General features: G+C 69.2%; 17 protein-coding genes. 8 read left to right on the top strand and 9 right to left on the bottom strand.

Annotated elements, in window-relative coordinates:
- Together ilvD and JWS13_RS16590 are read right to left on the bottom strand one after the other, a co-directional pair.
- On the bottom strand, positions 1 to 1695 hold the full coding sequence (ilvD, locus tag JWS13_RS16595) for a dihydroxy-acid dehydratase (protein WP_206006618.1): 1695 nt from the start codon (positions 1693 to 1695) through the stop codon (positions 1 to 3).
- Positions 1696 to 1732: 37 nt separating this feature from the next.
- A complete protein-coding gene (locus JWS13_RS16590) occupies positions 1733 to 2299 on the bottom strand; it encodes a TIGR03086 family metal-binding protein (RefSeq protein WP_124395046.1) in 567 nt (188 codons plus the stop codon).
- Positions 2300 to 2383: 84 nt separating this feature from the next.
- On the opposite strand from JWS13_RS16590, the gene JWS13_RS16585 reads away from it, so the two are divergent.
- From JWS13_RS16585 to JWS13_RS16570, 4 genes are all read left to right on the top strand, one after another.
- A complete protein-coding gene (locus JWS13_RS16585; RefSeq protein WP_206006617.1) occupies positions 2384 to 3382 on the top strand; it encodes an aldo/keto reductase in 999 nt (332 codons plus the stop codon).
- A gap of 45 nt (positions 3383 to 3427) precedes the next feature.
- Entirely contained in the window at positions 3428 to 4705 is a 1278-nt protein-coding gene (locus JWS13_RS16580) for an MFS transporter (protein ID WP_124395048.1), read from the top strand.
- A gap of 82 nt (positions 4706 to 4787) precedes the next feature.
- Complete coding sequence (locus tag JWS13_RS16575; RefSeq protein ID WP_206011631.1) at positions 4788 to 6368, top strand: FAD-binding oxidoreductase; 1581 nt, start codon at positions 4788 to 4790, stop codon at positions 6366 to 6368.
- The gene (locus JWS13_RS16570) at positions 6365 to 7279 is read left to right on the top strand and encodes a diacylglycerol kinase (protein WP_206006616.1); all 915 of its coding nucleotides are present in this window, start codon (positions 6365 to 6367) and stop codon (positions 7277 to 7279) included. The genes JWS13_RS16575 and JWS13_RS16570 overlap by 4 nt, the downstream gene beginning before the upstream one ends.
- A 4-nt stretch (positions 7280 to 7283) precedes the next feature.
- Here the strand turns inward: JWS13_RS16570 and JWS13_RS16565 are convergent, their stop codons facing one another.
- Together JWS13_RS16565 and JWS13_RS16560 are read right to left on the bottom strand one after the other, a co-directional pair.
- Positions 7284 to 7667, bottom strand: coding sequence for an RNA-binding S4 domain-containing protein (locus tag JWS13_RS16565; RefSeq protein ID WP_087556835.1), 384 nt, complete (start codon positions 7665 to 7667; stop codon positions 7284 to 7286).
- 34 nt (positions 7668 to 7701) lie between these two features.
- Complete coding sequence (locus JWS13_RS16560) at positions 7702 to 9201, bottom strand: MFS transporter (protein ID WP_206006615.1); 1500 nt, start codon at positions 9199 to 9201, stop codon at positions 7702 to 7704.
- A 6-nt stretch (positions 9202 to 9207) separates the two neighbouring features.
- On the opposite strand from JWS13_RS16560, the gene JWS13_RS16555 reads away from it, so the two are divergent.
- Positions 9208 to 9345: a hypothetical protein gene (locus tag JWS13_RS16555; RefSeq protein ID WP_206006614.1), complete on the top strand. Its 138-nt coding sequence runs from the start codon at positions 9208 to 9210 to the stop codon at positions 9343 to 9345.
- 53 nt (positions 9346 to 9398) lie between these two features.
- Positions 9399 to 9809 carry a hypothetical protein gene (locus tag JWS13_RS16550; RefSeq protein WP_124395052.1) on the top strand — a complete coding sequence of 137 codons (411 nt, stop codon included), beginning with the start codon at positions 9399 to 9401 and terminating at the stop codon, positions 9807 to 9809.
- 12 nt (positions 9810 to 9821) lie between these two features.
- On the opposite strand, the gene JWS13_RS16545 is transcribed toward JWS13_RS16550, so the two are convergent.
- Complete coding sequence (locus tag JWS13_RS16545; RefSeq protein ID WP_206006613.1) at positions 9822 to 11267, bottom strand: MFS transporter; 1446 nt, start codon at positions 11265 to 11267, stop codon at positions 9822 to 9824.
- Positions 11268 to 11353: 86 nt separating this feature from the next.
- Positions 11354 to 12598, bottom strand: a complete 1245-nt coding sequence (locus JWS13_RS16540; protein WP_206006612.1) for a hypothetical protein — start codon at positions 12596 to 12598, stop codon at positions 11354 to 11356.
- Positions 12599 to 13338: 740 nt separating this feature from the next.
- Between JWS13_RS16540 and JWS13_RS16535 the strand changes: the two genes are divergently transcribed.
- Positions 13339 to 15087 carry a zinc ribbon domain-containing protein gene (locus tag JWS13_RS16535; protein WP_206011630.1) on the top strand — a complete coding sequence of 583 codons (1749 nt, stop codon included), beginning with the start codon at positions 13339 to 13341 and terminating at the stop codon, positions 15085 to 15087.
- Between the two features lie 38 nt (positions 15088 to 15125).
- A complete protein-coding gene (ubiG, locus tag JWS13_RS16530) occupies positions 15126 to 15965 on the top strand; it encodes a bifunctional 2-polyprenyl-6-hydroxyphenol methylase/3-demethylubiquinol 3-O-methyltransferase UbiG (protein ID WP_206006611.1) in 840 nt (279 codons plus the stop codon).
- Here ubiG and JWS13_RS16525 read toward each other — a convergent pair.
- The 3 genes from JWS13_RS16525 to JWS13_RS16515 form a co-directional block, all read right to left on the bottom strand.
- Positions 15956 to 16804, bottom strand: coding sequence for a 3-hydroxybutyryl-CoA dehydrogenase (locus JWS13_RS16525; protein ID WP_072944635.1), 849 nt, complete (start codon positions 16802 to 16804; stop codon positions 15956 to 15958). The genes ubiG and JWS13_RS16525 overlap by 10 nt on opposite strands.
- 74 nt (positions 16805 to 16878) lie before the next feature.
- Entirely contained in the window at positions 16879 to 18039 is a 1161-nt protein-coding gene (locus JWS13_RS16520) for an acyl-CoA dehydrogenase (RefSeq protein WP_206006610.1), read from the bottom strand.
- A 174-nt stretch (positions 18040 to 18213) separates the two neighbouring features.
- A complete protein-coding gene (locus JWS13_RS16515) occupies positions 18214 to 18912 on the bottom strand; it encodes a TetR family transcriptional regulator (protein WP_206006609.1) in 699 nt (232 codons plus the stop codon).
- Positions 18913 to 18981: the final 69 nt, after the last annotated feature.

Genomic DNA, 18981 nt, shown 5'->3' with positions numbered 1-18981 from the left:
CTACCCGCAGACGGCGCCGCCCGAGGCGGAACCGACGAGCTTCGTGTACTTGGCCAGGACTCCGCGGGTGTAGCGCGGGGGCAGCGGTTCCCACCCGTTCCTGCGGTCGGAGAGTTCCTTCTCGTCGACGAGCAGTTCCAGCGTGCCCGTTCCGACGTCCAGGCGGATCTGGTCGCCGTCGCGGACGAACGCGATCGGACCGCCGTCCACGGCCTCCGGTGCCACGTGCCCGACGCACAGGCCGGTGGTGCCGCCGGAGAATCGGCCGTCGGTGAGCAGCAGGACGTCCTTGCCGAGGCCGGCGCCCTTGATGGCGCCGGTGATCGCGAGCATCTCGCGCATGCCGGGACCGCCCTTGGGGCCCTCGTAGCGGATGACGACGACGTCGCCGCCCGTGATGGTGCCGTCCTCCAGGGCGTCCATCGCGGCCCGCTCCCGTTCGAAGACGCGTGCCGTGCCGGTGAACACGTCGGAGTCGAACCCGGCGGACTTCACCACCGCGCCGCCCGGGGCGAGGGACCCCTTCAGGATCGTGATGCCGCCGGTCGGGTGGATGGGCGTACTCATCGCGCGCAGCACCTTGCCGTCCGGGTCGGGCGGCGCGATGTCGGCCAGGTTCTCTGCCATGGTCCGGCCGGTGACGGTCAGGCAGTCGCCGTGCAGCATGCCGGCGTCGAGGAGGGCCTTCATGATGACGGGGACGCCGCCGATGTGGTCGACGTCCTTCATCACGTGCTTGCCGAACGGTTTGACGTCCGCGAGGTGCGGGACGCGGGCGCCGACGCGGGAGAAGTCCTCGAGCGTCAGTTCCACTTCGGCTTCGCTGGCGATGGCCAGCAGATGCAGGACGGCGTTGGTGGACCCGCCGAACGCCATGACCACGGCGATGGCGTTCTCGAACGCCTCCTTGGTGAGGATGTCCCTGGCAGTGATGCCGCGGCGGAGCAGTTCGACGACGGCCTCGCCACTGCGCCGCGCGAATCCGTCGCGACGACGGTCGGTGGCGGGAGGGGACGCGCTGCCGGGCAGCGACATGCCGAGCGCCTCGGCGGCACTGGCCATCGTGTTCGCCGTGTACATGCCGCCGCACGCACCCTCGCCTGGGCAGATGGCGCGTTCGATGGCGTCGACGTCCTCGCGGCTCATCAGTCCGCGCGAACACGCGCCGACCGCCTCGAACGCGTCGATGATGGTGACGTCGAGTTCGGTGCCGTCGGACAGTTTGGCGATGCCCGGCAGGATCGACCCCGCGTAGAGGAACACGCTCGACAGATCGAGGCGGGCGGCGGCCATCAGCATGCCGGGCAGCGACTTGTCGCACCCGGCGAGCAGCACGGACCCGTCGAGGCGTTCGGCCTGCATCACCGTTTCGACACTGTCGGCGATCACCTCACGGGACACGAGGGAGAAGTGCATGCCCTCGTGTCCCATCGAGATGCCGTCGGACACGGAGATGGTGCCGAACTCGAGGGGATACCCGCCCGCGGCGTGGACGCCGTCCTTGACGGCCTTCGCGAGCCGGTCGAGCGACAGGTTGCAGGGGGTGATCTCGTTCCACGACGACGCCACGCCGATCTGGGATTTTCCCCAGTCGTCGTCGCCCATTCCCACCGCACGGAGCATGCCGCGTGCTGCGGTCTTCTCCAGTCCGTCGGTGACGTCGCGGCTGCGGGGTTTCGGATCGGGGGTATTCATGGATCCCAGCGTAGGCGGGACCCTCGGGCGCGGTTGGTTAAATGCGTTGCCGGGGATCGCGACCGGTCAGGGCGATCAGGCGGTCCTGCAGCGGCGCGTCGCCGGGGACGTCGACGGGGTCGGCGAACAGCCCGCTCTCGGACAGCATCTCGCGTTGGCCGTCGAGGTCCGACCAGACGCCGGCGACGAGGTGCGGGTCGAGCGTGTCGTCGGATCCGGTGGCCTTGGCGAGGTCCCAGGCGTGGATGGTGACGTCGGCGATCTGCTGCCGCAGGTACGGCTCGAGCGGCACCGTGCCGTAGGACAGGTGGACGTGCGTCTGCGGGTCGGTCGACGACCATGCGCGGATGGCCGCGTCGGAATACCGCTGCCATTCGGCCCGCATGTCGCCGTGCAGCGGTTCGATGTCCGGGGTCGCCTCGCCGACCGTCTTCCCGGCGAGCAGCGGGGGAACCCACTGCTGTTCCTCGATGACGTGCCGCACCAGGTGGGTGACGTCCCATTCGCGGTCCGGTGTCGGCGCCGACCAGTCGGTGATCGCGGCGACCCGTGCACCGAACTCGCGGTGGGCGATGCGGGCGAGTTCGAACCAGTCGAAGGCCATGCCTTCAGGGTAGAGGCAGCCGGGTCACGATCAGCGCGATTCCAAACGATGCACCTGTCGGGGTGCTCGGGAAGGATGGGGCGCATGACCAACATCCCCACCGTGCAGTTGTCCGAAGGCCTCACCGTCAGCGCGCAGGGCTACGGCGCCATGTCCGTCGCCCCCGTGTACGGGTCCGTCGATCCCGCGGAGGCGCTCGCGACCCTCCACCACGCCATCGACATCGGCGTGACGTTCATCGACACTGCCAACGTGTACGGCGACGGCGCGAGCGAGATCGCGGTGGGCACGGTGCTGAAGGAACGCCGCGACGAGGTGCAGCTGGCCACCAAGTTCGGTCTCGTCGGCAACATCGCGAACGGCCAGCGCAGCATCAACGGCAAACCCGAGTACGTGGGGCAGGCCCTCGACGAATCGCTGAGCCGCCTCGGTGTCGACACCGTCGACCTGTACTACCTGCACCGTGTCGACCCCGAGGTGCCCATCGAGGACACCGTCGGCGCGATCGCGGAACAGGTGAAGGCCGGGAAGGTCCGCCACATCGGACTGTCGGAGGCGACCGGCGACGAACTCCGCCGCGCGTCGCGGGTGCATCCCATCGCCGCGATCCAGAGCGAGTGGAGCATCTGGAGTCGGGACGTCGAGAAGCACGTGGTTCCCGCGGCGGCGGAGCTGGGCATCGGCTTCGTGCCGTACTCGCCCGTGGGCCGGGGCTTCCTCACCGGAACGTACGACCCGGCCGTGCTGGGCGACAGGGATCTGCGTCGCCGGTTCCCGCGTTTCGGGGACGACGCGCTCCCGTCCAACCTGAAGGTGCTCGACGTCGTCCGCGAGGTGGCCGCCGAACTCGGCGCGACGCCCGCGCAGGTGTCGCTGGCGTGGCTGGACGCGAAGGGCCGCGAGTTCGGGTTGCCGTCCGTGTCGATTCCCGGCACCCGGTTCGCGGCCCGTGTGACGGAAAACGCAGGTGCGGTCGCGCTCACCCTGACCGAGGGGCAGATCGCCCGCCTGGACCTGCTCGCGGACCTCACCGTCGGCGAGCGCACGGCCGACCCGACGTGGGTGTCGCTGGGCCGCGAGTGACTTCAACCAGCGGGTAATACCTGCTGGCGGGTAGTTTGATCTGCGATGAGCAGAGTGTGGTTGGTGTGGGGCGTCGGGGTTGTCGCATATATCGTCGCCGTCCTGCATCGAACCTCGTTCGGTGTGTCGGGGCTCGCGGCGTCGGAGCGATTCTCGATCAGTCCGAGTGTGCTGTCGAGTTTCGTCGTACTCCAGATCGTGGTGTACGCGGGGATGCAGATCCCGGCCGGTGTGCTCCTCGACCGGTACGGGTCGCGGGTCATGATCGCCGCCGGCGCGCTCATCATGGCGTCGGCGCAGATGGTGCTTGCGCTCACCGAATCGCTGCCGCTGGCCGTCGCCGCGCGCGTGTTCGTCGGCATCGGCGACGCGATGACGTTCATCTCCGTGCTGCGCCTGGTGCCGCAATGGTTCGCGCCGCGGCGGGTCCCGCTCATGTCTCAGCTGACGGGCATCTTCGGTCAGATCGGTCAGATCCTGTCGGCGCTGCCGTTGATGCTGCTGCTGAACGGGCCGGGCTGGAGTTTCGCGTACGGCAGTGCGGCGTCGCTCGGGTTGCTGTCCTTCGTGCTGGCCGTGTCCGTCATCCGCAACGCCCCGCCCGGTCTCGAGGTGGTGGCCGCACCTGCCGGACTGCGGGAGGTGGGGACGCAGATCCGTGCGGTGTGGCGGCGGCACGGCACCCGGCTGGGCTTCTTCACCCACATGGGCACGCAGTTCTCGATGACGACGTTCGCCCTGCTGTGGGGTGTGCCGTATCTGAGGTCGGCGCAGGGATTGTCGGCGGCCGAGGCCGGTTCGCTGCTCACGCTGTCGGTGATCTCGGCGATCGTGGCCGGGCCGATCATCGGCATCCTCAGCGGCCGGTTCCCGATGCGCCGCTCGTATCTGGTGCTGGCGATCATGATCAGCAACGCGGCGATGTGGACCGTCGTGCTGGCACTGCCCGGTCCGGCGCCGATCTGGTTGCTGGCGCTTCTGGTGATGGTGATCTCGGTGGGCGGCCCCGGTTCGATGATCGGCTTCGACTACGCCCGCATGTTCAACCCCAGCACCAGCATGGGAACCGCGCAGGGAATGGTCAACATCGGCGGCTTCCTGGCGTCGTTGCTGGTCATCCAGGCGATGGGGCTCATCCTCGACGCGATGGGCGGGTACTCGTTCGACAGTTTCCGGGTGGCCTGGCTCGTGCAGTACCCCGTGTGGATCGTGGCGATCACCGGGGTTCTGGTGACGCGGGGGAAGACGCGGAAGCAGATGGGGCTGGTGCTGCGGCCGATCCGGCAAGTGTGGCGGGAGCGGGGCGATCGCCCGAAGGGCTAGTTACACTCTTACATGATGTGTAACACTATAACGCATGAGCAATGAGCGTTCGGAAGATCACGCCGTCCTGACGGCACCCCCGATGCAGTGGGACGCCTGGGGCGCGCCTGAGAAGCACAAGGTCCTCTCGGACGGCATCAAGGGACTGCTGCAGCAGGCACTCGGCGTCACCATCCGGGAACCCTCCGACCGGGCGGCCGACGACGTCGTCCTCGCTCCGAGCGCACTGTCCGGCCAGCACCTCGCCGCGCTCGCGGGCATCGTCGGAGAGCGGTTCGCCAGCACCACGCATGCCGACCGGTTGCTGCGTTCCGGCGGCAAGAGCACGCTCGACCTGCTGCGGCGCCGCAGCACCGCACCGCAGAACGCGCCCGACGCCGTCGTCACCCCCGGCACCGACGCCGAGGTCGCCGACGTGCTCCGGTACTGCGCCGCCAACGGCATCGCCGTGGTCCCGTTCGGCGGCGGCACCAGCGTCGTCGGCGGACTCGACCCGGTTCGCGACCGATTCGACGCCGTCGTCTCGCTGGATCTGCGCCGGTTCGACGCGCTGATCGACCTCGACACCGACTCCGGCATCGCGACGCTCGGAGCGGGCGTGACGGGCCCGCTCGCCGAGGAACTGCTCGGCGCACACGGCTTCTCGCTCGGGCACTTCCCGCAGAGTTTCATGTTCGCGACCATCGGCGGTTTCGCGGCCACCCGGTCGTCGGGGCAGGCGTCCGCGGGGTACGGGCGGTTCGAGGACATGGTGCAGGGACTGCGGGTGGTGACCCCCACCGGGACCCTCGACACGGGGCGTGCCCCGGCGTCCGCGGCCGGCCCGGACCTCGGCGAACTGTTCGTCGGGTCGGAGGGCACGCTCGGCGTCATCACCCGGGTGCGGGTGCGGGTGCACGCGGTCCCGGCCACCACCGTCCGGGAGGGGTGGCGTTTCCCCGACTTCGAGACCGGCGCGGCCGCACTGCGCGCGCTGCGGCAGGAAGGTGCGGTCCCGACCGTGCTGCGGCTGTCCGACGAGGCGGAGACGGCGGTGAACCTGGCGACCACCGACAAGATCGGCGAGGAGACCGTTACCGGCGGCTGCCTGGCGATCACCACGTTCGAGGGCACCGCCGAGCACACCGCGGAACGGACGGCGGAGGCCCGCGCGGTGCTGCAGGCGCACGGCGGCACGTCCCTGGGGGAGGAGCCCGGAAACGGCTGGGAGCACGGCCGTTTCGACGCACCGTACCTGCGCGACTCACTGCTCGACGCGGGCGCGCTGTGCGAGACACTGGAAACCGCGACCACGTGGGGCAACCTCGCCGCACTCCGCACGGCGGTGACCACCGCGCTCACGGAATCGCTGTCGGCGCAGGGCACCCCGCCGCTCGTCCTCTGCCACATCTCGCACACCTACCCGACGGGCGCCTCGCTGTACTTCACCGTCGTGTCCGCGCAGGCGGACGACCCGATCGAGCAGTGGCGGAAGGCCAAGACCGCCGCCGGGGACGCGATCGTCGCCGCCGGCGGAACCATCACCCATCACCACGCGGTCGGCGTCGACCACCGCCCGTGGATGCGGGACGAGATCGGCGACCTGGGCGTCACGATTCTGCGGGCGGTCAAGGACGCCGTCGATCCCGCGGGAATCCTCAACCCCGGCAAGCTGATTCCGTGAGCACGCAGCAGGTGATCGAGAAGGTCACCGTCCTCGTCAACCCGCTCGCCGGGCACGGCCACGCGCCGGTCGCCGGACGCAAGGGGGTCGCGCGCCTGCGGGAACGGGGTGTCGCCGTCACCGAAATCATCGGGACGGACGCCGATCACGCGCGCACGCTGGCCCGGCGGGCGATCGACGACGGCACCGACGCGCTCGTCGTCGTCGGGGGAGACGGCGCCATCAGCATCGGATTGCAGGCGGCGGCGCAGTCCGGGACACCGGTCGGCCTGATCCCGGCGGGCACCGGCAACGACCATGCGCGCGAATTCGGCATCCCCGTCGGCGATCCCGTCGCGGCCGCCGATGTCATCGCCGACGGCGAGGTGCAGGAATCCGACCTCGCCCGGATCACCCTCGACGGCGGCGCGGTCGTGTGGGCGGGCACGATCGTCGCGAGCGGGTTCGATTCACTCGTCACCGACCGCGCCAACCGGATGTCCTGGCCGAAGGGACCGATGCGGTACAACCTGGCGATGCTCGCCGAACTGACGCGACTCCGCCCGCTGCACTACCGCATCGAACTCGACGACCAGACCGTCGAGGTCGACGCGACGCTGGTCGCCGTCGGCAACGGCCGCTCCTACGGCGGCGGGATGCAGATCTGCCCGAACGCGGACAAGACCGACGGACTGCTCGACGTCACCGTCGTCGACTACGGCCGCAGGTCGAGGCTGGTCCGGCTGTTCCCCCGCGTCTACAAGGGCACCCACGTGGAACTCCCCGACGTGCAGACCTACCGCTCGCGGACGGTGCGACTGCAATGCGACGGCATCACGGCGTACGCGGACGGCGACCGCGTCGGCCCGCTGCCGGTCACCATCGAGGCGGTGCCTGCCGCGCTGCGCATCCTCAGCCACACCCCGGCCTGAGCGGTCACAGCCCGCGCAACCGGTCCATGTCGCGGCGTTCGCGTTTGGTGGGCCTGCCCGCGCCGCGGTCGCGCTGCGGGATCGACGCGAGGACCTCGCGCGGTGGGGGTGGTGGTGTGTTGTCGGTGTAGCACTCGACGGCCACCACCGCGCCCACCCGCTTGGTGATCGGCCGGATCACCTCGACGATCCGTTCGACACCCGCCGCGCGGATGCGGACCTCGTCGCCGGCCTTGACCGGCTGTGCGGGTTTTGCGGTGCTGCCGTTGACCCGCACGTGCCCCGACCTGCACGCGGCCGCCGCTGCGGAACGCGTCTTGAACAGCCGGACCGCCCACGTCCAGCTGTCGACGCGGACGCTCGACGGGTCGGTACCGGAAATCGCCACCCGACCAGGATACGAAAGCGTGCCGGCGGGTGCGTCACCCCTCTGTGTGCCTCGGCCGCGCGAGGGCCGGTTGCACCGCGGGACCGGTGACGTCGCAATGCGGCTTGCACGCGATGGACTCCGGTACGGGACCGAGCGGGACGGGGCCGAGTGGCGTGGGCGCCGGCACGGCGGGCGCCCGGATCAGGGCTGCGGCGATGGCCGCCCCGACGAGGAGCAGTGCGATGCAGATGAACATCGCGATGCGGAAGCCGTCCGAGAAACTGTCCGGGTCGAGCATGCTTTCGGCGTCGATGCCGGCGATCCCGGGGAGCGCGGCCACCGCCAGCAACTGGCTGGTGCGTGCGACCGCGTTGTTCACCCCGGACGCGATGCCCGACTGTTCCACCGGGACCGATCCGAGCACGGCCGCGGTCAGCGGCGCGACCATGGCGGACAGTCCGAGACCGAACACGACGACGCCGGGGAGCACGACCGTCCAATAGCTCGCGTCCGGCCCGATCCGCGTCATCAACAGCAGGCCGACCGCGGCGAGGGTGGGACCGACGGTCATCGGCAGTCGCGGGCCGTGGGTCTGGGCGTAGCTGCCTGCGCGGGAGGAGAACGCGAGCATCGCCAGCGTGATCGGGATGGTGGCCAGCCCGGCTTCGAGCGGCGAGTACCCGGCCACCAACTGCAATTGCAGCACCAGCAGGAAGAAGACCCCGCCGAGCGCGGCGTACACGGCGAGCGTCACCAGGTTCGCCGCGACGAACATCCGCGACGAGAACAGGCTCGGCGGCACCAGCGCGTTCGGGGAGCGCACTTCGACGACGACGAACGCGATCAGCACGACGGCGCCCACCACCCCGGCGATCAGGTTCATTTCGATCAGGCCGTAGGTGAGCGCGCCCAGGCCGATCACGGCGCACGCCGAACCGAGGACGTCGAGGTGATCGGGCGGGTGCGGGTCCCGGCTCTCCGGGACGTGCCGCATCGACGCCCACACGACGAGCGCGGCGAGCGGAAGATTGAGCAGGAACACCGACCGCCAGCCGGCCACCTCCACCAGCCAGCCGCCGAGCAGAGGTCCGATAGCCCCCGCCACCCCGCCGAGCCCCGACCACAGTCCGATCGCGGCGCCCCGGTCGTCCTCGTGGATCGACGCCGAGATCAGCGCGAGACTGCCAGGGGTGAGCATCGCGGCCCCGACGCCCTGCAGAATCCGCGCGATCACGAGCAGGGTGATGTCGGGTGCGATGCCGCACAGCAGTGACGCCGCCGCGAACCACACCGTCCCCCAGACGAAGACGCGGCGCCTGCCCCAGCGATCCCCGAGCGCCCCGCCCAGCAGGATCAGCGACGCCAGGGCCAGGGTGTATCCGCTGAGAATCCACTGCAGTCCGGCGACACCCGAGCCGAGGTCCTCGCCGATGTGCGGCAGGGCGATGTTCACCACGGTGCCGTCCAGCAGCGCGAGACTCGAGCCGAGCACGGTGGCGACTACGACCCACCGCCCCCGGCGGGTGCTCAGGCGCAGAACGGTCTCGGTCACCTCCCCATGGTGCGCCGCGATCCGCGCGGTGCGGCGCTCGTTGCGAATTCCGGCGCCGGCTTCGGCATACTCGACGTCGTGTGTGCGACGCCGTGGGACTACGGCAACGATCCGGACAGCATCTTCTCCACACTCGCCCTGTGACGGCCGCGCGCGTGCGACACTGTCCGCCACGAACCTCGACAGACGGAGTACTCATGGACATCAAGCGCAAGGTCGCAGTCGGGGCCGTCGCGGTGGCCGGCCTGTCTCTCGTCGGCGCGGGGACGGCCGCGGCGGATCCGATCCCGGCACCCATGCCCGTCCCGCTCCCGCTGCCCGTGATGCCTGCCGGCACCTATGTGGGGACGACCAACCTTCCCGGTGCCGACCTGATCTGGAAGGGAAAGACGTTCGGGCACGGGTGGGTCATGGACAACTTCGGGGTGTTCTTCCCCTACGTCTTCGGCATGACCACCCCGGAACCGGGCGGCTCCCTCGTCACCGACTACAGCCCGTCCGGGCTGAATTTCCTCACCGACCGGATCACCCCGAAGCCGGACGGGACCTACGAGGGCACCGTCTACGTCAACGGCAACCCCGTGGCCGGGTACGCCCTGCACAAGTAGAGGGGTCGACGGCTACGCCTTCGACGACGCGAGCGGTTCGGTGGGAACTGCGTTCGCCACCGAGGGTGCACGGCGGGTGGGGATCGCCAGGGTGATGGCCGCGGCGACGAGCGCGACACCGCACCCGATCAGCAGACCGGTCCGGAATCCGCCCTCGGTGGGCAGGCTGTGGCCCGCGACCTGCACGCTCATCTGCGCCAGGACCACGCCGACGACGGCCGCGGACACCGACGTGCCCACCGAACGCATCAGCGAGTTGACGCTGTTCGCGGACGCCGTCGCGGACTGCGGCACGGCGCTCATCACGAGTGCGGGCATCGCGCCGTAGGCGAGGCCGACGCCCGCGCCGCAGATGCAGGTCACCACCACCAGACCCCACGTCGAGCCCATCAGGAACATGGACGATCCGTAGCCGAGGGCGATGACGAGGCTGCCGACGAGCAGCGTGACCTTGGGTCCGCGGGTGGACGACAGCTTGGCGCCGAACGGGGACACCGCCATCATCATCAGGCCTGACGGGGCCATCCACAGACCCATTGCCAGCATCGACTGTCCGAGGCCGTATCCCGTCGACGCGGGCAACTGCAGCAGCTGCGGAACGATCAGCGACTGGGCGTACATCGCGAAGCCGACGACGACGGACGCGGCGTTGGTCAGCAGCACCTGACGTCCCGCGATGACCCGCAGGTCGACGAGGGGTTCGGGAGTGCGCAGTTCCCACCAGCCCCACACGATCAGCGCGATGACGGTGGCCGCGAACAGGCCGAGGGTGGTGCCGCTCGTCCAGCCCCAGTCGGCGCCCTTGGACACGGCCAGCAGCAGGCACACCAGTCCGACGCCGAGCCCGACCGCCCCGACGGGATCGAAGCGGCCACGGGTGCCGTGGACCGGGGTGGCGGGCACGAAGTACCAGAGCAGCACGGCGATCACCGCGCTGAGTCCGGCGGCGCCCCAGAACAGCACGCGCCAGCTGGCGTTCTCGGCGACCGTGGCGGCGAGCGGCAGGCCGAGGGCGCCACCGATCCCCATCGACGAGCTCATCAGTGCGATGGAGGAGTGCAGGCGCTCGGGCGGCAGCAGGTCCCGCAGAGCGCTGATGCCCAGCGGGATCAGGCCTACGCCGACGCCCTGCAGTCCCCGGCCGATCACCATCGGGGCCAGGGTCGTCGCGAGTGCGCAGACCACCGAGCCCAGGACAAGCGGCACGGTGCAGATCAGCATCATGCGGCGTTTGCCGTACAGGTCGCCGAGACGTCCGGTGACCGGGGTCGCGACGGCGCCGGCGAGCAGCGTCGCGGTGATCACCCAGGACGCGTTGGAGGCGGTCGTGTCGAGGAGCCGGGGCAGGTCACCGATCAGCGGCACCACGAGGGTCTGCATGAGTGCGGCGACGATGCCGGTGAATGCCAGCACGGCGACGAGGCCGCCCGGGCGGACGACGGGCGTCGGACTGTCCACACGAATCTCCTTGACGTTGCGGAACACAATTTGTGCACCATACACAGCCTATGCATGGTGCACAACGTATGTATCCTGCATATTGGTCAGGTGCGGCGTCTTCCGAGGTAGGCGGCGGTGAGGCCGCACGCGACCACGCCGGCCACGGACACTCCCGTCGATGTCCACGCCCACGAGTCCGGCCACGGCGGGATCTCCGATCCGGTGAGCGGCGTGTACGCCGTCCACCCGTACTCGGCGACCAGGGGGACGGTGAGCGCGGCGGGGATCGCCAGCGACGCCGCGGTGACCGGTCCGCTCGACGGCAGGCTCGACGCGAATGTGTACGTCGCCGCCGGCGGAAGGAGCAGCCACGTCGCGCCGAGGTGCAGGTTGTCCCACGGCGGGTGCTCGAACACTGCCGACGCGGCCACCACCGTGAGCGCCGCGATGCCGAACACCGGCCGCGGGAAACGGCGTCCGAGCGCAGCGCCCGCGAGGATCAGCGCCGCGGGCACCAGCAGCCACGGCCACGAATCCGGGAATGCGGACCTGCCGATGCCGCCCGTGGCGACGAGCGCCATCGCGGCGAGCAACACGATTCCGGTGCGGTCCTCCAGCCACAGCGCGGCGGCGATCACCACCACGACGAGGACGATCCCGTACACCCACCGGCCCCGCATTTCGCCGTCGGAGCCGATGTCCCACGCCTGGTGAACGAACCACCAGCACAGCACCAGCCCGACCAGCGGCACCACGATCCCCACGACGACGGCGCGCCTGCTGACCGCGAGATCCGCCCGCTCGCCGAAGTCGCCGGACCGCAACGCCACGGCCAGAACCACGGCCGTGAGCGCGAGGACGGCCAGCGCCGCCGCATCGACGGTGGGTCCGGGAAGGTAGTCCGCGTAGCGCCGGGGAAAGGATGTCCGGAGGTGCTCGATCGGTCCGTCGAGGAGGATCCCGACGAGGACACCCGTCGCGAGTGCGGTCTGCAACCACGCGAGGTCTGCGGTGGTGCACAGTCCGACGAGACCGCCGAGGAGAAGTCCCGCAGCGACGCCGCCGAGGTACATGTCGACGTCCCACGGCCCGGTCGAACGGGCGACACCCAGCAGTGCCAGGCCGGCGAACGACAGCGCCGACAGGCCCCGGCGGGCGCGAACCAGCACCGTCACCAGGACGGCGACCACCGCGGCGAGGGTGGCGCCTGCGGCGGGATCGAGATACGACACGTCCGGGACCTCGCGGCCCACGACGAACACGAACCCACCGGACCCGGTGGACGTCAACGCAATTCCCGCGACGAACCCACCCAGCAGCAGGCACACGTGCGAGATCCGGAAAGTCATCCTCCGAGCATCGCGTACGGGTGTCGGCCTTGAAGTGACCGACGCGCAGGAGAAGGCTGTCAACTGTTGCCGATATGTCTAACACTAGTTAATAGGCTCTGACATTGTCTGCCTGTGTGAATTGGTGAGGCCGCGGAATGCTTGGGATGTCGGTGGTTGCGGTGTGCAATACGGCGGCGTGGGGCCGGTGGCCTTCTGGGCGTGTCGGTTCGGGTCACCGAATCATTGACCGCGCGGGCCTCGCTCCTTTCTGGGTAGGCCCGGAGGGGAGTGTGCGGGAGCGACGCCGGAGAGGGGGTGGAGGCAGTGTCTTGCCGGGTGTGGGGTTCGAGGGGACAATGGGACGTCGATGGCCGCTCGGGAAAAGATGGTGCGGGACAGCGCTACTGGTGAGGTGCAGTGGGGTAGGCATGGATCGGGGCCCCGAGTCCGCGGGGGCGGCGGGCGGGGTTGGGCCGGATGCTCGGCGGCGCGGCCGAGGGCCGGTTCACGGTGGTGCGGGATCGATTGGGCCGGTTCGTCCGTGGGCTGCTTCGGGCGGTGATTGTCAGAGGTCGGCGTTACAGTCGAGGTCTTACGAGAGGGGGGTGTCACATTTGCTGGTTGGAGGGTTGATGGATGACGTCACGGTGGTGCCGGCATCGTTTTGCGGCTCGTTCTCGGGGCGCTGTGGTCGACACGGCAACAACGACGGGATCTCCACGACGCCGCGGCAGTTCGCGTTCACTACCCGCGCCCATATGGCGGTCGACGACGCGACCGGCGAACCGATCGGACTCGACGACGTCGACATTCGGGTGGGGTGGCTGCTGAACTTGATCGCCGCGGCTGGCACCGAGTTGGTGTCGAGGCTGTGGCAGCCGGCGATGTTCGACGTGCTCGCAGCCGGACGGGACCACCAGGACCGCAGGCTGCCAGTGCAGGGGCATGTCGCCGCGTCCCGCCTCGGCTGGAACCCGATCTATCCGGATGGGGTCTACGTGCCCTCGCGGGTGACCCGGGTGGTGACGGCGCAGGTGATGGCGTCCCTGCGGACCTTGACATACCGTGATGCGGCGATCACGGCGTTGTCTGAGCGGTTCGACCTGGCCACCGGCACTCTGGCGCCGCCGACCGGACCGGGCGAATGGGTGCCGCCCGGTTTCGCTCGGGGCGTGCGGCGCCAGCTCATCGCACGCTCTCGCCGCACCGACGAGGCGCCGTCGGCGCGGTTGCGGATCACCGACGTCCAGGGACCACCGCAGGTCGCGGCGATGGCCCGACTCTCCGCCGCCGATCAACAGCTCGCACAGATCACCGTCACAGGCCGTGAGCTGGTGTTGACGGTGAAGTTGCCGACCTGCCCGGCCCCGGCGGGGCGGGCGCAGTGGCGGCGGGTCCGGCTGACCGCCGCGATCCCCGAGCACCTGCACGGCAGGGTGGTCATCGACTGGCATCTGCCGACCCTCGTCCTCGACCGGAAAGGCCTGTTGTGGCGGTGCGCGGCGACCGAACTCGTCCCCGCCGGTGACCTGGGATCGGCCACCGTCGCGGTCGGAGTGGATTGGTCCCCATCCACGCTGGGTGCCGCCGCCATCACCACCGAGAACTCGAACGGGCTGTCCTCGGATTACCGGGGCTTCACCTACGACGACCGCGGCCTCGGGACCAAACTGGCACGCCTGCAGAGCGAGGGGCAGATGCTGCACCGCAAGGCCGCCCGGTTGGAGAAGCTGGCCGCCAACGCCCCTCCCGAGGTTCGCGCCCGGCTGGAGGCGAAGATCGCCGTCCTGGACGAGCATCGCACCGCGGTGGGCGTCAAGCGGGGGAGGATCAACCGAGAGCTGGGATTCCATTTCGCCCGCCAGGTCACCGACTACGCCGAGGCGGCGGGCGTGCAGGTGATCGCGGTGGAGGATCTCACGACCCTCGAGACCCGCGGGCACGGTCGGGTCAACAACAATCGGGCCGCGCAATCAGCCCGCCGCCAGGCCGTCGCCGCCCTCGCGCACACCGCCGCCGGTGCGGGTATCGCGGTGGTGTCGGTGCCGGCCCGAGGATCGTCCGCATTGTGTCCGGGGTGCGATGAACCGCTTGCCCGTCCCGGCGGCTATCACACCGCGTGGTGTTCGGGCTGCCGGGTCGGCGGCAACCGCGACCAGATTGCCGGGGTGAACCTCGCCAAACGGGCACTGCTCGGCAGAAGCAAGGCCACCCGCCGGCGTGGGCAGTTGCCCGCGATCCGGGTCGCCGAGCACGCACCGGTCCGCAAGTCCCGGGACAAGACCAGCCCGACCCCGAGCAGGCCGCGGCACCGCCGGGTCCGCCACAGCATGCCCACCACGACACCGCGGGTGGGGGTGACTCCGAAACAGCATGTTCCCGCACCTCAAGCGTCGGTGTGGGACACGGTCAAACCCGCACCATCGCACGGTGATGCGGGTAGCCGTGACACACGTACATCTCCCACGCCCGCCACACCAGTGGCAGAGAGTATGAGATCTACGTAGACGCTGGGAGTCGTCGCTGTGCGCTCGGCAGAGAAGGGGTGGTCGGCTTGGTCATCGACAATGACGTCTACAACCGGGTGGGGGAGTCGTGGTGGGAGGAGGACAACCCGCTCAACCTGCTGCACGGAAGCCTGACGCCGGGACGATTCGCCTACTTCCGCACGGTGCTCGGCGCGACGATCGGTCGTGACTATCGCGGCCTGCGTGCCCTCGACGTCGGTTCCGGTGGCGGGTTCCTCGCGGAGGAGTTCACCCGCATCGGGTTCCGCGTGACGGGCATCGATCCGTCCCCGGTGTCGATCGACACCGCGCGCCGTCACGCCGACCGCGCGGAACTGGACATCGAGTACCGCATCGGGTCGGGCGAGCGACTCCCCGTGCCGGACTCCACGTTCGACGTCGTCTACTGCTGCGACGTCCTCGAGCACGTGTCGGATCTCGACCAGGTGATCGCCGAGACGTCCCGCGTACTGAAACCCGGGGGCCTGTACCTGTTCGACACCATCAACCGCACGTTCGTCAGCAAGCTCGTCGCCATCAAGATCATGCAGGAATGGCGGATGACCCGGATGTTCGACACCCCCATCCACGACTGGTCGATGTGCATCCGTCCCGCGGAGCTGACGGCGCTTCTCGAGCGTCGCGACTTGCGGCTCGGCGAGATCGTCGGGCTCGGGCCGCGGTCGAAGAATCCCCTCCGGCTCCTCGACCTCGCGCGGGCGGGCGGGACCCGGCTCAGCTACGGGGAGTTGAGCCGCCGCCTCGACTTCGGGCAGATCCGGAGCACGGCCATCTCCTACATGGGATACGCCGTCGCGAACGGCGAAAGCCCGCCGCGACAACGCGACGGGCTCCCGGACGGACGTGATCAGCTGTAGTCGTAGAAGCCCTTGCCGCTCTTCTTGCCGAGGTGCCCGGCATCCACCTTGCGCTTGAGCAGCGTCGGGGGAGCGTAGTGCGGCTCGGCGAACTCCGCGTACAGCGACTCCGCGGCGGCGAGCGTGATGTCGAGACCGACGGTGTCGATCAGCGTCAGCGGACCCATCGGGTACCCGCAGCCGCCCTTCATGGCCTCGTCGATGTCCTCGGCGGTGGCGTAACCCGACTCGAGCATCCGGACCGCCGACGTGAGGTAAGGGATGAGCAGCGCGTTCACGATGAAGCCCGCACGGTCACCGGCCCGCACCGTCTTCTTGCGCAGCGTGTTCTTCGCGTAGTCGGTGACCGCGGTAACGGTCTCCTCCGACGTGACGAGGCTGACCACGATCTCCACCAGCGGCATCACCGGCACCGGGTTGAAGAAGTGGACACCCACGACCTGCCCGGGACGCTGCGTGGCGTTGGCCATCTTGATCAGCGGAATGGACGACGTGTTGGACGCGAGGATGCCGGACGGCTTCACGACCTTGTCGAGCTTCTGGAAAATGTCGACCTTGAGGGACTCGATCTCCGGCGCCGCCTCGATGACGAGGTCGCGGTCGGCGAAGTCGTCGATGTCCAGGGTTACCCGCACGCGGGCGAGCGCGGCGTCCGCGGCCTCCTGGTCGAGCTTGCCTGCCTTGACCCCGCGGGCGAGGGACTTCTCGATCCGGGCCTGTGCGGCCTCGGCGAACTCCGGCTTCGTCTCGAGGATGAGAACCGAGCTGCCGGCCTTGATGCATACCTCGGCGATGCCGGCACCCATGGTGCCGCCGCCGATCACGCCTACTAGTTCCACAAATTCTCCTCACGTAGCCGTGCGTGGTTAACGAGTCCAGGGACTCGTCAACCACGCACGGGCGGCGTAGCCGCCTACTTCAACAGCGCACGCGACATCACGACGCGCTGGATCTGGTTGGTGCCTTCGTAGATCTGTGTGATCTTCGCATCACGCATCATCCGCTCGACAGGGAAGTCCGTGGTGTAGCCGGCGCCACCGAACAGCTGGACGGCGTCGGTGGTGACCTCCATGGCGACGTCGGAGGCGAAGCACTTGGCTGCCGCGGAGATGAAACCGAGGTTCTTCTCGCCGCGCTCGGCGCGTGCCGCGGAGGTGTAGACCATGAGACGCGCGGCCTCGACCTTCATCGCCATGTCGGCGAGCATGAACTGCACGGCCTGGAAGTCGCTGATCGACTTGCCGAACTGCTTGCGGTCCTTGGTGTAGTCGAGGGCGGCGTCGAGGGCGCCCTGTGCGAGGCCGACTGCCTGCGCGCCGATGGTGGGACGGGTGTGGTCGAGGGTCTGCAGCGCCGTCTTGAAACCGGTGCCGGGCTCGCCGATGATGCGGTCGCCGGGGATCTTGCAGTTCTCGAAGTACAGCTCGGCGGTGGGCGAACCCTTGATGCCGAGCTTCTTCTCCTTCGGTCCGACGACGAATCCTTCGTCGTCCTTGTGGACCATGAACGCGGAGATGCCGTTGGCGCCCTTGTCGGCGTCGGTGACGGCCATGACGGTGTACCAGCTGGACTTGCCGCCGTTGGTGATCCAGCACTTGGACCCGTTGAGGATCCAGTCGTCGCCGTCGGCCTTGGCACGGGTGCGCATGCTCGCGGCGTCGGAACCGGCTTCGCGCTCGGACAGCGCGTACGATGCCATCGCCTCGCCGGACGCGAGCTGCGGCAGGACCTGCTGCTTGAGTTCCTCGGAGCCGTTGAGGATCAGGCCCATGGTGCCGAGCTTGTTGACGGCGGGGATCAGGGAGGAGGAGCCGCAGACGCGGGCGACCTCTTCGATGACGATGCAGGTGGCGACGGAGTCGGCGCCCTGCCCGTCGTACTGCTCGGGGACGTGGATGGCGTTGAAGCCGGAGTTCACGAGGGCCTGCAGCGCCTCTTCGGGGAAGCGTGAATCCTCGTCGACTTCCTTCGCGTAGGGTGCGATCTCCTTCTCGGAGAGCGCGCGGATCGCGGACCGCAGTTCGTCGTGCTCTTCGGCGAGCTTGAACAGATCGAAGTCCGGATTTCCGGCCATGGGGGCGCTCCTTGTTGAGTCTCGACGGCACCGAGTCTGAGCGGCACTCCGTGCCAGGTTCATTTCCGTTCAGGCGGGCCGCAACGTTCTTGGTCGGCAAACTACTGCCACTACCGTGCAGTCAACCACGGCACTGAGTGCCAGTCAAGGGTGGGAGTCGTCACTCTCGGCCGCTCAGCCCCGGCGCCGCGACAACTGCGTCCGGATGCGCCCGGTGATCTCCTCCACGGGAGTCCCCGGCGGATACGAGACCACCAGCACGGCGTCCTCTTCCTGCGTCGATGCCCCCGGGGCCACGCCGAACGTCCGGCGCACGTCGAGCAGGGCCCGCTCCAGTTCCTCCGCGGTGGCGTCCGCGTCGCCCTTGATCATGTTCCGGAGCAGAAAGTTGTGGCACGCGGTGACAGCGGCCGCGAATCCGATCACCTTCAGGACAGGTTGCGTGGGCACGACGTCGCGCAGGTAATCGACGAACAACCGCTCGTAGCGGAAGCCGGTGACGATCTCCCGGTCGCGGAGTGCGGGAGATCGCTGGACCACCTGATACCGGCGAACCGACAGTTCCCGGTTCTCCCGGAACCTGTCGAAGACCAGGCCCGCCGTCCTGCAGACCGCCGCCCACGGGTCGTCGGTTTCCGTGGACAGATAGGCCTCTGCCTGCTGCAACAGTGATTCGTGATCGGCGAAGATCACGTCCTCCTTGGAGCGGAACTGGCGGAAGAACGTCCGCCGGGACACCCCGGCGGCCGACGCGATCTGCTCGACGGTCGTCGCCTCGTACCCGTTCTCGGAGAACAGCCGGATGGCCTGCGCCACCACGTGGACGCGGAAGTCCGCGGGATCGATGCCGGGTGTGTCGACGCGCTCGGTCATGAGGCCCAGTATCCATCGGCGGCATTGGACCCGCAGTGCCCTGGACCCGGAACGCCGCGCGGGCGGATA

It is taken from the genome of Rhodococcus pseudokoreensis, from assembly GCF_017068395.1.
Taxonomy (GTDB): Bacteria; Actinomycetota; Actinomycetes; order Mycobacteriales; family Mycobacteriaceae; genus Rhodococcus_F; species Rhodococcus_F pseudokoreensis.
The sequence above is the reverse complement of the archived record's forward strand: the minus strand, read 5'-3'. Positions and strand labels throughout refer to the sequence as shown.

What these genes read in the sequence shown, in the direction of transcription:
- ilvD (WP_206006618.1), bottom strand. Translation starts at nt 1,695, where the DNA reads ATGAATACCCCCGATCCGAAACCCCGCAGCCGCGACGTCACCGACGGA.
- JWS13_RS16590 (WP_124395046.1), bottom strand. Translation starts at nt 2,299, where the DNA reads ATGGCCTTCGACTGGTTCGAACTCGCCCGCATCGCCCACCGCGAGTTC.
- JWS13_RS16585 (WP_206006617.1), top strand. Translation starts at nt 2,384, where the DNA reads ATGACCAACATCCCCACCGTGCAGTTGTCCGAAGGCCTCACCGTCAGC.
- JWS13_RS16580 (WP_124395048.1), top strand. Translation starts at nt 3,428, where the DNA reads ATGAGCAGAGTGTGGTTGGTGTGGGGCGTCGGGGTTGTCGCATATATC.
- JWS13_RS16575 (WP_206011631.1), top strand. Translation starts at nt 4,788, where the DNA reads ATGCAGTGGGACGCCTGGGGCGCGCCTGAGAAGCACAAGGTCCTCTCG.
- JWS13_RS16555 (WP_206006614.1), top strand. Translation starts at nt 9,208, where the DNA reads ATGGTGCGCCGCGATCCGCGCGGTGCGGCGCTCGTTGCGAATTCCGGC.
- JWS13_RS16550 (WP_124395052.1), top strand. Translation starts at nt 9,399, where the DNA reads ATGGACATCAAGCGCAAGGTCGCAGTCGGGGCCGTCGCGGTGGCCGGC.
- JWS13_RS16540 (WP_206006612.1), bottom strand. Translation starts at nt 12,598, where the DNA reads ATGACTTTCCGGATCTCGCACGTGTGCCTGCTGCTGGGTGGGTTCGTC.
- JWS13_RS16535 (WP_206011630.1), top strand. Translation starts at nt 13,339, where the DNA reads ATGGCGGTCGACGACGCGACCGGCGAACCGATCGGACTCGACGACGTC.
- JWS13_RS16520 (WP_206006610.1), bottom strand. Translation starts at nt 18,039, where the DNA reads ATGGCCGGAAATCCGGACTTCGATCTGTTCAAGCTCGCCGAAGAGCAC.
- JWS13_RS16515 (WP_206006609.1), bottom strand. Translation starts at nt 18,912, where the DNA reads ATGACCGAGCGCGTCGACACACCCGGCATCGATCCCGCGGACTTCCGC.